At 74.1% G+C, this 13,100-nt stretch carries 15 protein-coding genes; 8 read left to right on the top strand and 7 right to left on the bottom strand.

The genetic code is table 11. The features are described from left to right. The 3 genes from AB0M28_RS37390 to AB0M28_RS37400 all read left to right on the top strand — a co-directional run. A partial coding sequence (locus AB0M28_RS37390) for a helix-turn-helix transcriptional regulator (protein WP_365414764.1) occupies positions 1-1,646 on the top strand: 1,646 nt, incomplete at its 5' end. Positions 1,647-1,714: 68 nt separating this feature from the next. Continuing rightward, entirely contained in the window at positions 1,715-2,092 is a 378-nt protein-coding gene (locus tag AB0M28_RS37395) for a hypothetical protein (RefSeq protein ID WP_365414765.1), read from the top strand. Between the two features lie 95 nt (positions 2,093-2,187). Then, positions 2,188-2,646 carry a MarR family winged helix-turn-helix transcriptional regulator gene (locus AB0M28_RS37400; RefSeq protein WP_365414767.1) on the top strand — a complete coding sequence of 153 codons (459 nt, stop codon included), beginning with the start codon at positions 2,188-2,190 and terminating at the stop codon, positions 2,644-2,646. 10 nt (positions 2,647-2,656) lie between these two features. On the opposite strand, the gene AB0M28_RS37405 is transcribed toward AB0M28_RS37400, so the two are convergent. Further along, entirely contained in the window at positions 2,657-3,667 is a 1,011-nt protein-coding gene (locus AB0M28_RS37405) for a DUF6454 family protein (RefSeq protein WP_365414769.1), read from the bottom strand. Between the two features lie 203 nt (positions 3,668-3,870). Next, positions 3,871-4,941 carry an ATP-dependent DNA ligase gene (locus AB0M28_RS37410; RefSeq protein ID WP_365414771.1) on the bottom strand — a complete coding sequence of 357 codons (1,071 nt, stop codon included), beginning with the start codon at positions 4,939-4,941 and terminating at the stop codon, positions 3,871-3,873. 49 nt (positions 4,942-4,990) lie between these two features. Here AB0M28_RS37410 and ligD point away from each other — a divergent pair, with 49 nt between their 5' ends. The 3 genes from ligD to AB0M28_RS37425 all read left to right on the top strand — a co-directional run bounded on the left by ligD (position 4,991) and on the right by AB0M28_RS37425 (position 7,638). Beyond that, positions 4,991-6,001 (top strand): non-homologous end-joining DNA ligase, encoded by a 1,011-nt coding sequence (ligD, locus tag AB0M28_RS37415; RefSeq protein ID WP_365414773.1) that lies wholly within the window; start codon positions 4,991-4,993, stop codon positions 5,999-6,001. A 73-nt stretch (positions 6,002-6,074) separates the two neighbouring features. Next, entirely contained in the window at positions 6,075-6,680 is a 606-nt protein-coding gene (locus AB0M28_RS37420; protein ID WP_365414775.1) for a GNAT family N-acetyltransferase, read from the top strand. A gap of 76 nt (positions 6,681-6,756) precedes the next feature. Further along, on the top strand, positions 6,757-7,638 hold the full coding sequence (locus tag AB0M28_RS37425) for a Gfo/Idh/MocA family oxidoreductase (RefSeq protein WP_365414777.1): 882 nt from the start codon (positions 6,757-6,759) through the stop codon (positions 7,636-7,638). Here AB0M28_RS37425 and AB0M28_RS37430 read toward each other — a convergent pair. Both AB0M28_RS37430 and AB0M28_RS37435 read right to left on the bottom strand, forming a co-directional pair. Then, positions 7,628-7,897, bottom strand: coding sequence for a DUF1876 domain-containing protein (locus AB0M28_RS37430; protein WP_365414778.1), 270 nt, complete (start codon positions 7,895-7,897; stop codon positions 7,628-7,630). The two genes, AB0M28_RS37425 and AB0M28_RS37430, sit on opposite strands and share 11 nt — an antisense overlap. Positions 7,898-7,902: 5 nt before the next feature. After that, complete coding sequence (locus AB0M28_RS37435) at positions 7,903-8,667, bottom strand: Mut7-C RNAse domain-containing protein (RefSeq protein ID WP_365414780.1); 765 nt, start codon at positions 8,665-8,667, stop codon at positions 7,903-7,905. A gap of 191 nt (positions 8,668-8,858) precedes the next feature. On the opposite strand from AB0M28_RS37435, the gene AB0M28_RS37440 reads away from it, so the two are divergent. Next, positions 8,859-9,824, top strand: a complete 966-nt coding sequence (locus AB0M28_RS37440) for a zinc-dependent alcohol dehydrogenase family protein (protein ID WP_365414788.1) — start codon at positions 8,859-8,861, stop codon at positions 9,822-9,824. Between the two features lie 7 nt (positions 9,825-9,831). Here AB0M28_RS37440 and AB0M28_RS37445 read toward each other — a convergent pair whose 3' ends face one another. From AB0M28_RS37445 to AB0M28_RS37455, 3 genes are all read right to left on the bottom strand, one after another. Then, entirely contained in the window at positions 9,832-10,833 is a 1,002-nt protein-coding gene (locus AB0M28_RS37445; RefSeq protein ID WP_365414782.1) for a DUF3048 domain-containing protein, read from the bottom strand. A 134-nt stretch (positions 10,834-10,967) separates the two neighbouring features. After that, positions 10,968-11,315 carry a hypothetical protein gene (locus tag AB0M28_RS37450; protein ID WP_365414783.1) on the bottom strand — a complete coding sequence of 116 codons (348 nt, stop codon included), beginning with the start codon at positions 11,313-11,315 and terminating at the stop codon, positions 10,968-10,970. 48 nt (positions 11,316-11,363) lie between these two features. After that, positions 11,364-11,870 (bottom strand): hypothetical protein, encoded by a 507-nt coding sequence (locus AB0M28_RS37455; RefSeq protein ID WP_365414785.1) that lies wholly within the window; start codon positions 11,868-11,870, stop codon positions 11,364-11,366. Between the two features lie 120 nt (positions 11,871-11,990). Between AB0M28_RS37455 and AB0M28_RS37460 the strand changes: the two genes are divergently transcribed. Beyond that, positions 11,991-12,872 (top strand): DMT family transporter, encoded by an 882-nt coding sequence (locus tag AB0M28_RS37460; protein ID WP_365414786.1) that lies wholly within the window; start codon positions 11,991-11,993, stop codon positions 12,870-12,872. Positions 12,873-13,100: the final 228 nt, after the last annotated feature.

The following is a 13,100-nucleotide window of genomic DNA, read 5'->3' on the forward strand; positions in this document are numbered from 1 at the left end:
CCCGCACCCGCGGCGCCCCGGCCGCCGCCGCGGAGCTGCTCGACCTGGCCCTGGGCCTGGGCGCGGTCAGCCCCGACCGGCTGATCCGGCTCGGCATCTGCCACTTCGAGGCCGGTGACACGGCCCAGGCCAGGACCGCGCTGGAGAAGGCCGTCGCCGGCCTCGGCCCCGGTGAACCGCGCGCCGAGGCGCTGCTGCAGCTGGCCGCCGTACGCCTGCACGACGACAGCTACCGCGAGGCCGCCGTCCATCTGGAGCAGGCCCGCGCCGAGGCCGGCGCGGGCACGTCGCTGCACCTGCGCGTCGTGATCCAGCTGATGTACGTCCTGGTCAACCTCGGCCGTATCCCGGAGGCCGTGGACCTCGCCGGCCCCGTCCTCGACGCGGCCCGGCGCACCGCCGACGGGCATCTGGAGTCCCTGGCCCTCGCCAGCGCCACGATCATCCGCTACCTCGGCGGGCAGGGCCTGGACGAGGCGGCGCTGCGGCGCTCCCTCCAGCTCGAGAACCCCGACGTCCCCACCGTCTCCATGCTCCGGCCCTCCCTCATCGCCGGGGCCCTGCTGGCCTGGACCGGACGGCTCGCGGAGGGCCGCGAGCGGCTGGTGGCGCTGCGGCGGCGGTGCCTGGAGCGCGGCGAGGAGAGCGCGCTCATGTACGTCGACTTCTATCTGGTCGGCATCGAGTGCTGGAGCGGCGACGCGGCCGCCGCCCTGGCGCTGGCGGAGGACGCCGAGCAGCGGGCCGAGCAGCTCGGCAGCCAGGTGCCGCGTGCCATCGCGCTGACCGTACGGGCCGCCGCCGAGGCGTGCGCCGGACGGGCGGAGCAGGCCGTGGCGGCCGCGGGCGAGGCCGTCGCCCTGTTCCTCGACGCCGACTGTGCGGCGGCGGCCGTGTGGCCCGCGGCGACGCTGGGCGCGGTGCGGGTGGCCGAGGGCGACCACGCGGCGGCGGCCGGGGTGCTCGGCCCGGTGCTCGCGGGGCTCGCCGGGATCGGGCTGGTGGAGCCCGTGCCGCTGCCGATGGTGGCGGACGGCGTCGAGGCGCTGGTGGGGCTGGGCCGGATCGAGGAGGCGGAGCCGGCGTTGGCGCTGCTCGAAGCCGCCGCCGGACGCGAACCGCAGCTGTGGGCGCCGGTGCCGGCCGCCCGTTCGCGGGCCCTGCTGCTGGCCGCGCGCGGCAGGCTCGACGAGGCGGCCGACGCCGCCGAGGAGGCCGTCGCGGCCTGCTCCCGGCTGCCCGGTCCGATGCCCCTGGAGCGGGCGCGCAGCCTGCTGGTGCTGGGCCAGGTGCGCCGCCGGCGCCGGCAGAAGCGGGCCGCGGCCGAACCGCTGCGGGAGGCGCTGCACGTGTTCGAGGAGCTGGGCGCCGCGCAGTGGGCCGAGCGGGCCCGCGACGAGCTGCGCCGGGCCGGGCCGAGCGCGGGCGGGTTCGGCGAGCTGACGGCGGTCGAGGAGCGGATCGCGCGGGCGGTGGCGGACGGCATGACCAACCGGGAGGCCGCCGCCGCCCTGTTCATCAGCCCGAAGACCGTCGAGGCCCATCTCTCCCGGGTGTACCGCAAGCTCGGCATCCGCTCCCGGGTCCAGCTGAGCCGGTATCTGGAGAGCGACGGAACGTATAGGGAATCTCCCGATTCCTCCTGAAGACTTATGACTTAGTCTCACTCGGGTCGTCGCGTCGCCGACGCGCACGACAGGGAGGGGAGAGTCAGATGCTGAGACGTGCAGTGGCCGCCGGGGCGATGGCGGCAGCGCTCACCCTGGGTGCCGGGGGCACCGCCTGGGCGCACGAGTGCTTCAACGCCAGCCGGTCCGACCAGGGCAACGCGGGGGCGGCCAACTCGCAGCGGTGGTTCACCGCCACGGTCGAGGGCTTCGTGTACAGCCCCGACTTCCCGCCGGACGTCGACAAGGAGTGCTTCCTCGCGTACTGGCGGGCGAACGGCGGCCCGGAGAGCTTCACGATCTTCACCGGGCACACGCTCACCGAGGGCAGTTCGAACCCGAACCTGGCCGACGGGCGCGGAATCGACCACATCGAGGACGCGTACGGCGGGCTGCTCGGAGCGGGCTTCGGCGCCTGCGGCTGACCGGCAGGGGGGTGGGGAAGGGGCGCGCCGACACGGCGCCGCCCCTTCCCGCGCGTCAGCCGGGGCCCGGGCCGGCGATGGCTACGCTGTGCGCCATGACGTCGCGTCCCGATCAGGTGCCCGAGCGGCTGCTGGCCAAGGCGAGCTGGCTGGTCAAGGAGGTCGCCGTGTACGCCGGCCGGCTCTCGCACGAGGGCTTCGCGGCGGCGGGGGCGCGGCCCTACTGGTACCCGCTGCTGGCCGCCCTCGACGAGTTCGGCCCGTCCAGCCAGGCGGACCTCGGGCGGCGTTGCGGTATCGACCGCAGCGACGTGGTGGCCGCGGTCAGCGCGATGGCGGACGCGGAGTACGTCCGGCGCACCGAGGACCGCGTCGACCGCCGGCGCAACGTCATCACCCTCACCACCGCGGGCGAGCGGGAGCTGCGGGCGCTGGACGGGCATCTGGCCGCCGTCCAGGAGGCCCTGCTGGAGCCGCTGGACGGCGCGGAGCGCGAGCAGCTGGTACGGCTGCTGCAGCGCGTCCGCGCCCATCAGCGGGACCGGGTCTCGTAGCCGGGTCCCGTCACTGGGTCTCGTAGACCAGCAGCTCCGTGCCTGCGGGGGACTCGCCGTCGTCCGGGGCCGCCCACATCCGTACGCCGCCGGAGGCCGTGGCCTCCAGCAGGACGGGGTTGCGGGTGGCGACGTGGTTCGCCGCGGACCACAGGGTCACCGGGACCTCGTACTCGATCGCCTTCGTGTCCAGGTCCAGCACCGCGATGCCGCCCAGCTCGAACGGCGCGCCGGCGGCCGAGGTGAAGCCGGTGATCCCGGTGCACAGCATCTTGCCGTGCTCCGCGTACGCGCAGTCCTGGTAGTCCACGTAGTGGCTCTGGTTGGGCTGCCGGACCAGCTGCCGCCCCGAGCGGTCCCAGGTGTAGTACGTGCGCGAGCCCCACGAGACGCCGTGCACGCGTCCGGTCCGCGGGTCCGGCACCACGCCGCCGATGTGGTCGCCCACCCGGAACACCTCGCGCACGGCCAGGCTGTCCGCGTCCACGCGGTAGACGACGGCGGCGCTGTTCGGCCGGTACTCGGCCACCGGCACCCACACGGACTTCCCGTCCGTGTCGATCCCGCCCGGGTGGTACATGTGCCCCTCGCCGAGCACCACGTCGTGCAGCAGCCGGCCCTGCAGATCGAGGACGAACAGATGCCCGACGCCCTTGCCCGGCGAGCGGTCGTACCCGTCGACGGGCGCCGGATAGCGCACCGGAGCCTCGATGATCTCCACGCTGGAGAGGAAGATCCGGTCACCCACCCGCGCCATGCCCTGCGGGTGGTACGTCGGGAAGTCCAGCCGGATCCGATCGACGAGCCGCCACTGCGTGCTCCGGGTGAGCTTGCCCACCGCGTCCACGACCTCGGCGTCGCGCGGCCGCTCCGCCGAACTCGCCGTCCGCGGCGCGGTCATGGCGGACGCCGCCAGGAACCCGAGCACGGCTCCGGTCAGCGCGAGCCCGCCCAGCACCCGCCTCGGCCGCCGGGCCGCCCGTGCCGCCGTCGCCCGTGCCCTCGCTCGTACAAGCCTCATGGGAAGGTCCTTTCTCCTCGCGGCAGCTTCCTGTGCCCGGATGACCGCGGGGCGACCACCCGGCAGAGCGCAGTGAAGCAACAGGTGGCGCGAGGCGACAGATGGTGCGCGGCAACACCCTCGGATACGGCGGCTGTTACGACGGTGCGCGCTCCGGCGCACCTCACCGAGGGCCGGCGTAGCGCCCTGGCCCGTACGGGACGTCAGTCGCCGCTTGTCAGGACCTCGGACAGGTCGTAACTCAGGGGCTCGTCCAGCTGCTCGAACGTGCAGCTCCGCGGCTCGCGGTCGGGGCGCCAGCGGCGCCACTGGGCGGTGTGGCGGAAGCGCCGGCCGTTCTCCATGTGGTCGTAGGCCACCTCCAGCACCCGCTCCGGGCGCAGCGGCACCCAGGACAGGTCCTTCTGGCCGCTCCAGCGGCTGGGCGCGCCCGGAAGGCGGGCCGACTCGTGGGCCTCCTCGTCCGCCCAGTCGGCCCACGGATGGTCCTCGACGGAGTCCATGCGCAGCGGCTCCAGCTCCGTCACCAGCTCGGCGCGGCGCTGCATGGAGAACGCCGCGCAGACGCCCACGTGCTGCAGGGCGCCCTGCCCGTCGTACAGGCCGAGCAGTATCGAGCCGACCACCGGGCCGCTCTTGTGCCAGCGGAAGCCGGCCACCACGACGTCCGCCGTGCGCTCGTGCTTCACCTTGGTCATCAGGCGTTCGTTCGGCCGGTAGAGGAGGTCGAGCGGCTTGGCGATCACGCCGTCCAGGCCGGCTCCCTCGTAGCTCTCGAACCAGCCCTGCGCGACCTCGATGTCCGTGGTGGCCGGGGCGAGATGGACCGGCGGCCTCGCCTTGGCCAGCGCCTGCTCCAGCGCGGCGCGCCGCCCGGTGAGCGGTGTGTCCATCAGGGAGTCGTCGCCGAGCGCGAGGATGTCGAAGGCGACGAAGCTCGCGGGCGTCGTCTCGGACAGCAGCTTCACCCGGGAGGCGGCCGGGTGGATGCGTTCCGTTATGGCGTCGAAGTCGAGCCGCCCGTCGCGCACGATGACGATCTCGCCGTCCACGACGATCCGCTCCGGGAGGTTGGCCTTCAGGGCCTCGACCAGCTCCGGCAGATAGCGCGTCAGCGGCTTTCCGGTGCGGCTGCCGATCTCCAGCTCGTCCCCGTCGCGGTAGACGATCGCGCGGAAGCCGTCCCACTTGGCCTCGTACTGCATGCCCGGCGGGATCTTCTTGGCCGACTTGGCCAGCATGGGGCGTACGGGCGGCATCACCGGGAGGTCCATGCGGTCGATTATGAGGCGCGGCACCGACAATCGCCTTAACGTGTGGCACATGGGTGCGGCGATCGAGCTCCAAGCGGGTGAGCGCAAGGTCCGGCTTTCGAGCCCGGACAAGGTCTATTTCCCCGAGAAGGGGTACACGAAGCTCGATCTCGCTCAGTACTACCTGGCGGTCGGGGACGGAATCCTGCGGGCTCTGCGCAACCGGCCGACGACGCTCGAACGCTACCCGGACGGGGTGACGGGCGAATCGTTCTTCCAGAAGCGCGCTCCGAAGAACACGCCCGACTGGATCCCCACGGCCCGGATCACCTTCCCCAGCGGTCGGCGCGCCGACGAGATCTGTCCCACCGAACTGGCCGCCGTCATCTGGGCGGCCCAGTTCGGCACGTTCACCTTCCACCCGTGGCCGGTGCGGGCCACCCATGTGGACCATCCCGACGAACTGCGGCTCGATCTGGACCCGCAGCCGGGGACCGACTTCAAGGACGCGGCCCGCGCGGCGCACGAACTGCGCGCCGTGCTGGCGGACGCCGGGCTCGAGGGCTGGCCCAAGACGTCCGGCGGGCGCGGGCTGCACGTGTTCGTGCCGATCGAGCCGCGGTGGACGTTCGTCCAGGTGCGGCGGGCGGCGATCGCCGCGGGGCGGGAGCTGGAGCGGCGGATGCCCTCGGCCGTCACCACGGCGTGGTGGAAGGAGGAGCGCGGGGAGCGGGTGTTCGTCGACTTCAACCAGACCGCCCGGGACCGGACGATCGCCTCCGCCTACTCCGTGCGGCCCGCGCCGCACGCGCCCGTGTCGGCGCCCCTGCGGTGGGACGAGGTGGACTCCGTCGAGCCCAGGGACTTCGATCTGCGGTCGATGGTCACGCGCTTCGCCGACGTGGGGGACGTGCACGCGGGCATGGAGGAGCAGGCGTTCGGGCTGGAGGGGCTGCTCGAGATGGCGGACCGGGACGAGAAGGAGCGCGGCCTGGGCGACATGCCCTATCCGCCGGACCACCCGAAGATGGCGGGGGAGCCCAAGCGGGTGCAGCCGAGCCGGGCGCGCAACGACGACTGACGGCGGGGCCCTCCGACTCCGGTCCCTGCCGCGGCCATTGCGGGCTGGGAGCGCTCCCAAGTAGCGTGCGCGCATGCCTGTGATCCGGCCCTACCGACCCGCGGACCGAGCCGCCCTCGACGACGTCTGCGTCCGCACCGCCCACAACGGCCAGGACGCGCGCCCGCACTACCGCGACCCCGGCATCCTGCCGGAGCTCTTCGCCGCGCCCTACGCACATCTGGAGCCCCGGTACGCCTTCGTGCTCGCCGACGAGGACGACCGGCCCGTCGGCTACGTCGTCGGCACCGGCGACACGGCCCGCTTCGTCAAGCGGTTCCGCGACGAGTGGCTGCCGCCGCTCGCCCGGCGGTATCCGCCGCTCGACGGGGAACCCGACGGCCCCGACGAGCTCATGCGCAAGCTGCTGCACTGGCCGGAGCGGATGATCGTGCCCGAGCTCGCGGGATATCCGGCGCACCTGCACATCGACCTGCTGCCGGACCACCAGCGCCGGGGCTACGGCCGCCTGTTGATGGCCCGGCTGGCCGACGCCCTGCGGGAGGACGGCGTGCCCGCCCTGCATCTGGGCATGGTCACGGAGAACACCGCGGCGCGTGCCTTCTACGACCGGATCGGGCTGCACCCGATCGAGGTGGCGGACGCCGGGCCGCTGACGTACCTGGGGCTGCGTCTGTGAGCGCCCGCCCGCCCCACGCCGCCGCCCGCCGCGTCCCGTAGGCTCGGCCCTCCGACACCCCCACCTGGGAGGACACATGCGTTTCGCGCTGCTCGGGACCGGTCCGTGGGCCGAGGTCACCCACGGCCCCGCGCTGAGGGAGCACCCCGGGGTGAGTCTCGCCGGGGTCTGGGGCCGCCGGCCCGAGGCGGCGAAGGCGCTGGCCGACACCCTCGGCGTACCGGCGTACGACGACGCCGACGAGCTGATCCGCGCCGCGGACGCCGTGGCCGTCGCCCTGCCGCCCGACGTCCAGGCCGAGTACGCCGTACGCGCCGCGCGGGCGGGGAAGCACCTGCTGCTCGACAAGCCCGTGGCTACCACCGTCGAGGGCGCCCGCGCGGTGACCGAGGCGGCCGGGGAGGCGGGCGTGGCGTCCGTCGTCTTCTTCACCCTGCGCTTCGCGGAGGAGTCCGCGCGGTGGGTGGCCGACCGCACCGCCGAGGGCGGCTGGCTGCACGGCCGGGCCGAGTGGTTCTCCCCGGTCTTCGGCGGAGCCGACTCACCGTACGCCGCCTCCCCCTGGCGCAAGGAGAAGGGCGCGCTGTGGGACATCGGCCCGCACGCCCTGTCGATGCTGCTGCCGGTGCTCGGAGACGCGCGGGAGGTGCACGCCGTCCGCGGTCCGGGTGACGCCGTCCACCTCACGCTGCGGCACACGGGGGGCGCCCTCAGTCACGCGACCCTCACGATGACCGTGCCGCCGGCCGCCTCGGGCGTCGCCGTGGAGGTGCGCGGGCGCGAGGGGATCGCGGTCATGCCCGAGCGGGACGCCGACGGTCCGGTCGCCGCGTTCCGGGCCGCCGTCGACGCGCTGCTGCTCGCCGCGCGCACGGGTACCCCCCACCCGTGCGACGTGCGCTTCGGGCAGCGTGTGACGGAGATCCTCGCTACCGCCGAGGGGCTGCTCACTGCCTGAGATGCGACTCGCGATGGGTCGACGTGGAGATCTCGCCGCTGGCCTTGTCCAGCAGCTGCCGCGCCAGGTCGTTGAGCGCTCTGGCCGCGGCGATCTCCTCGCCCACCAGCTGCTGCTCCGGGTCCGACGGGTGCCGCTTGGACTGCCCGTGGGACCGCAGCTCGGCGCCGTCGCTGAGCCGCAGCAGTGCGGCGGACTTCGTGTGGCTGTCGTCCTCGAGGAACTCCATGTCGATGTGCCAGCCAGCGATGGTGTGCATGGCCATCACCTCCCGCCTCTCCAGGGTGCACCCTGTGCCCGTGCCGCGGAAACCGTTCGCAGCGCTTCGGCCACCACGGCCTCCAGCCGGGCGTGGTGCGCGCCCCGCCAGTAGACCTGACCGCAGTCCCGGCAGCGCGCGAAGACGTCCTGCGTACGCCGCGTACCGTCCTCGATCTCGGCCGCGACCTCGTCCTTCGTGACCGGCTGCAACAGTCCGTTGCAGGCCGTGCAGCGCGTCCAGGGGGCCAGCCCGGGCGCGAAGCGCCGCAGGACGTCGTCCAGCTGGGCCTCGGCCCTGGTGCCCCGCACATAGGCGCCGCACCACAGGTTCTTCCGCCGCAGCAGCCCCCGGTCCTGAGTGAGCAGCACCCGCCGTTCGGCGTTCGCCTGCACCACGAGCGCCGGGTCGTCCATGTCGTTGTGGTACGCCGTGTCGACCCCGAGCAGCCGCAGGCGCCGCGCCAGCGAGCCGAAGTGGACGTCCAGCAGGAACGCCGCCGGACCCGGCGGCAGGGCCTGCGGCCGCCCCACCGGCTCCACCTCCACCGTCCCGCCGCCCTCGGGGATGTGCGAGAACGGCACCGGTTCACCGTCCATCCGCAGCCCGCCGACCTCCGTGAGGGGCACGCCGGCGGCCTCGACCAGGTGGCCGAGGGTGGAGGTGCCGTCGGGGGCGGCGGGCATGGGGGCGTCGCCGCGGTGCTGCGGTGCGAGGAAGAAGCGCAGGCCGGCGGGGAAGCGGAGGTACAACGCGTCGTTCTTGTCCACGCGTTCAGGATGCCATCGGGGCGCTGCGGTGTGGATCGGATTTTCGGGGCGTCACGGGGCGCTCGCGCGGGTGTGCGCCGGGTGTCGGCGGGCGTGTGTGCGGGTGTGTGCCCGGTGTCGGCGGGCGTGTGTGCAGGTGTGCGCCCGGTGCGGGCGCGGAGCAGACTGGGCGTATGGCTGCCGGAGGGACGATGCGGGCGTGGGTGGTGCGGACGCCGGGCCGGGTGGACGCCGTGGAGCTGCCGGTGCCGCGGCCCGGGCCCGGCGAGCTGCTGGTCCGGGTGCGCGCCTGCGGGGTGTGCCGGACGGACCTGCACGTCCGCGACGGGGACCTGGTACCGCACAAGTCGCCCGTCGTGCCCGGCCACGAGGCGGTCGGCGAGGTCGTCGCGGGCGAGGGCGAGGCACCCGGCACGCGGGTGGGGATCGCCTGGCTGCGCGGCACGTGCGGCACGTGCCGCTACTGCGCGCAGGGACGCGAGAACCTCTGCCCGTCCTCCGTCTACACCGGCTGGGACGCGGACGGCGGGTACGCCGAGTACGCGACGGTCCCCGCCGCCTACGCGTACCGCCTGCCCGAGGGCCTGTCGGACGAGGCCGCCGCTCCGCTGCTGTGCGCGGGCATCATCGGCTACCGGGCGCTCAAGCTCGCCGAGGTGCCGCCGGGCGGCCGGCTGGGCATCTACGGCTTCGGGGGCTCCGCCCATCTCACCGCCCAGCTGGCGGCGGCCCGCGGCGCGGAGGTGCACGTGGTGACCCGCGCCGCCGCGGCCCGCGAACTGGCGCTGAAGCTCGGCGCCGCCTCCGCGGGCGACACCCGGCCGCCCGTACCGCTGGATTCCGCGATCCTCTTCGCGCCCGTAGGGGAGCTCGTCCCGCCGATCCTGGAGGCGCTGGCCCCCGGCGGCACGCTGGCGATCGCCGGTATCCATCTCACCGACATCCCCGCACTGGACTACGACCGTCATCTGTTCCGCGAACGGACGGTGCGCAGTGTCACCGCCAACACCCGCGCCGACGGCCGGGAGTTCCTGGCGGCCGCCGCCGAGCACGGGGTGCGGGCGACGGTGTCGCCGTACCCGTTCGACCGGGCGGACCGGGCGCTGGACGACCTCGCGGGCGACCGGGTGGAAGGGGCCGCGGTGCTGCGGCTCTGAGCGGCCGTCAGCCCTTCGGGACGTACACGATCCAGATCTGGCCCTTCGGGAAGGTCATCGCCTCGCCCGAGGGCGTCGTGAACGCCGTGAGGTCCTCCGGGGCCTTGCGGGTCCAGCGGGTGTCGAACGCCTTGCCGTCGCGCAGGACCGTCGCCTTGCCGGTGCCGACCGTCTTCGTGAAGGGGGAGTTGTTGCCCCAGCGGTCGCCGAAGGCGCCCTTGCGGATCTCGACCTCCTGCACGATCACCGCGGCGGGCGCCAGGCGCTTGCCGTCGGCGAGCATGCCGGGGCTGCCGTCCATCGAGACCAGCCACCGCTTCTTCGACGCCGACCACTCGAAGTCGTAACGGGCCGCGGGGAACTTCACGGTGCGGCTCGCCTCCGGTGTGCCGCCGGCGGGCGCCGCGCCCCGCTCGAAGCCGAGGTTCTGGGGGGTGGCCAGGTCCGGGGCCTTCTCGAGGACGCGGTCCGTGCGCAGATAGAGGTTGTGCGGGATCGGCCGGGTGCTGCCCCGGAAGTACAGCTGCGGGTTGGTCTCCGCGGACACCGGCCGCAGCGGCGCGGCGCGGATGAAGGGCTTCAGCTTCCCCTGGGAGCCCGAATAGGCGAGCACCGGATCGTCGAACTGCCGCAGCAGCTCCAGGTCCGTCTCGCGGGCGCTGCGCACCGGGCCGATGACCTCGGGCAGCTTGCTGGAGTAGACGGCCATGAAGCGCGTGATGCCGGCCTCCACCCGCTCGACGTAGATGACGTCCGCCGCGTCGAGACCGGTGTGCGGGCGCGCGGGCGAGGCGTTGTCGATCTTCACCGCCAGCACGGGGCCCGGGCGGGCCGGTACCGCCTGCTGGGTGGACCCGGAGGGCGACGGCGTGGGGGAGGGGCTCGGGCTCGCGGGGGACGGGCGGCGGACCTGGGGCGTCGGCTCGTCGCGCGTCTGTACCACCACGACGACCGCCACCAGCGCGACGACGAGCAACCCGACGACCGCTGCCGCCCACTTCCGGGCCATGACTTCCCCCGATGAATCGATTCCTCTGCTCCTCCCTCCAGCATCCCTCACCGGAGATAAGAAACGGGGAAAGGGACCGCGGGAGATAAGGGGCAGGGAAAGCGATCACCGGAGATAAGGCACGGGAAAAGATCTCACCGGAGCAGCGGATCCACCACCGCGACCAGCAGCACCGCCACCGCCAGCACCGCCATCGCCACCCGGGTGCGGCCGATCCGGCTCAGCATGATCGCCGTACCGGAGATCGTCAGGGCCGCCCCGTACAGCCCGAGCGTGACCAGCGAGGGCTGGCTGCGGATCTGCAGCACCATCGCCACGCCGACGGCGACCATGGCGACCGCCGAGGTTATCGCCCGGATGCGGCGGGCCTGGCGCGGGGTGAGACGGCCGGAGTACGGCTCGACGGTGCCGCCCGCGTCGGGCTGCTCGGGCTGGCCCACGGCGGGGCCGGTGGCCGGTTCTGCGGTGCCGGGAGTGGTCATGCGAGGAGGGTAGCCGCTGGCCACGACACGTGGGCCCGGGGGCGGGAGTTACGTCCTGCCCTCTTCCTCCTGGGCGCGGTCCAGGGCTGCGGCGGGCGGCATCCAGTCCGCCCGAACGACGGCGAACCCGGCGTTCTCGTACGCCTCGCAGACCTGGAGGTCGTCGTCGACGACCACCGCGATCTCCCGCTCGGCCGCCAGCTCGCGCAGCAGCGCCGGCTTCGCGACGCGCGCCGGCCGGAAGTCGCGCGCGCCGCGCATCGACAGCCGGCCGCCGGCGGGCAGCCCCTGCGCGGCGAGCCACCTCACGGTCGACCGGCGGCAGTACTCCGGCCGTCCCGTCACGTACGCCAGCTCGCACCGCTCGGCCCAGTCGAGGGCGAGCGCGATCCCCTCGGCGAGCGGCGGGTCGTCCTTCGCGGCACGGAAGAACGCCTTCCAGTCCCGGGGCGTGCCCTCGACGTAGTGCAGCCGGTGCCGGGTGTCGGCGAGGGTGCCGTCCAGGTCGAACACGGCCAGGGGACGACGGCCAGCGGGGGGTGCGTCGGCGCTCATGATCGGCACCCTAACGGCTTTCGCCGGACGGCAACGCGCGTCGGCCGCACACCGCTTCACCGGTGCGCTCGTATGCCTACTGCGGTCGCACGGGGCGTTCGGGGCGGATACCGTGGAGTCGTGCTCGTCATCCCCCTCGCCGTCGGTGCGGCCTGCTGTCTGGGTGCCGGTTTCGTGCTCCAGCAGCGGGCGGCGCAGCGGGCGCCGCTCGCGGACTTCCTGTCCTTACGGCTCCTGCTGGACCTCATGCGCGTGCCCCAGTGGCTGGCGGGCATCGCGCTGATGGTCGTCGGCATGGCGCTGAGCGCCCTCGCGCTCGCGCACGGGGAGATCTCCCTCGTCGAACCGCTGACCGCGACCAACCTCCTCTTCGCGCTCGCCCTCTCGCGGCGGCTCACCGGACAGCGCCTCGGCCGGCACGGCTGGTCGGGGGCGGTGCTGCTGGCGCTGGGCGTCACCGCGTTCATCGTCGCCGGGGAACCGTCCGGGGGCGGACCGCACGCGGGCCCGCTGCGGCACTGGACGGTGTTCGGGACGGTGGCGGGCCTGGCGGTGGTGCTGACGGCCCTGGGCCGACGCGCGCGACCGTCCCTCGAGGCGGCGCTGCTGGCGCTGGCGGCGGGCTTGCTGTACGGCTTGCAGGACGCGCTCACCCGCACGTCGGCGGAGCTGGCCGTGGACCACGGCGCGACGTCGCTGGCGCTGCACTGGCAGCCGTACGCGGTCGCGGGGCTGGGCGTCATAGGCCTGGTCCTGGTGCAGAGCGCGTTCGAGACGGCCCCGCTGCGCAGCTCCCTCCCGGCCCTGACGGCAGCCCAGCCCCTGGCAGGCATCGCCTGCGGCGTCGGCTTCCTCGGCGACCAGGTCCGCCTCACCCCTCCGGCGCTGGCGTGGCAGGCCGCGGGCCTGGCGGCCATCGTCGCGGGCGTCGTCCTCCTGGGCCGCCACCCTGCGCTGCCTTCGGCCAGCGCGGAGGAGCGGCGGGTGCTCGCGGCGCGCTGACCGCCTTGGTCCTTCGGCGCGCGTGATGTCACCTTGCGTCGGCTGACGCGCATCCGGCCTTCGGCCGGAGTCCTCAAACGCCGGACGGGCTGTGTGCGGTCGCGCGGGCTGACGCGGTCGGCGCTGCCTCGTCCAACGCCGGACGGGCTGGATCGGTGCCGGTCCCGCTGGGAGCTCCCCGGTCAGGCGGGCGCCTGCGGCGCGGTTCGGCGCTTCGCGCCTCAGTCC

Source organism: Streptomyces sp. NPDC051940 (genome assembly GCF_040680895.1).
In the GTDB taxonomy this organism is placed as follows: Bacteria; Actinomycetota; Actinomycetes; order Streptomycetales; family Streptomycetaceae; genus Streptomyces.

Bases quoted from the DNA above. Each gene is read 5' to 3' on its own strand.
- AB0M28_RS37395 (WP_365414765.1), top strand. From the start codon at position 1,715: ATGCTGAGACGTGCAGTGGCCGCCGGGGCGATGGCGGCAGCGCTCACC.
- AB0M28_RS37400 (WP_365414767.1), top strand. From the start codon at position 2,188: ATGACGTCGCGTCCCGATCAGGTGCCCGAGCGGCTGCTGGCCAAGGCG.
- AB0M28_RS37405 (WP_365414769.1), bottom strand. From the start codon at position 3,667: ATGAGGCTTGTACGAGCGAGGGCACGGGCGACGGCGGCACGGGCGGCC.
- AB0M28_RS37410 (WP_365414771.1), bottom strand. From the start codon at position 4,941: ATGGACCTCCCGGTGATGCCGCCCGTACGCCCCATGCTGGCCAAGTCG.
- ligD (WP_365414773.1), top strand. From the start codon at position 4,991: ATGGGTGCGGCGATCGAGCTCCAAGCGGGTGAGCGCAAGGTCCGGCTT.
- AB0M28_RS37420 (WP_365414775.1), top strand. From the start codon at position 6,075: ATGCCTGTGATCCGGCCCTACCGACCCGCGGACCGAGCCGCCCTCGAC.
- AB0M28_RS37425 (WP_365414777.1), top strand. From the start codon at position 6,757: ATGCGTTTCGCGCTGCTCGGGACCGGTCCGTGGGCCGAGGTCACCCAC.
- AB0M28_RS37430 (WP_365414778.1), bottom strand. From the start codon at position 7,897: ATGCACACCATCGCTGGCTGGCACATCGACATGGAGTTCCTCGAGGAC.
- AB0M28_RS37440 (WP_365414788.1), top strand. From the start codon at position 8,859: ATGCGGGCGTGGGTGGTGCGGACGCCGGGCCGGGTGGACGCCGTGGAG.
- AB0M28_RS37445 (WP_365414782.1), bottom strand. From the start codon at position 10,833: ATGGCCCGGAAGTGGGCGGCAGCGGTCGTCGGGTTGCTCGTCGTCGCG.
- AB0M28_RS37450 (WP_365414783.1), bottom strand. From the start codon at position 11,315: ATGACCACTCCCGGCACCGCAGAACCGGCCACCGGCCCCGCCGTGGGC.
- AB0M28_RS37455 (WP_365414785.1), bottom strand. From the start codon at position 11,870: ATGAGCGCCGACGCACCCCCCGCTGGCCGTCGTCCCCTGGCCGTGTTC.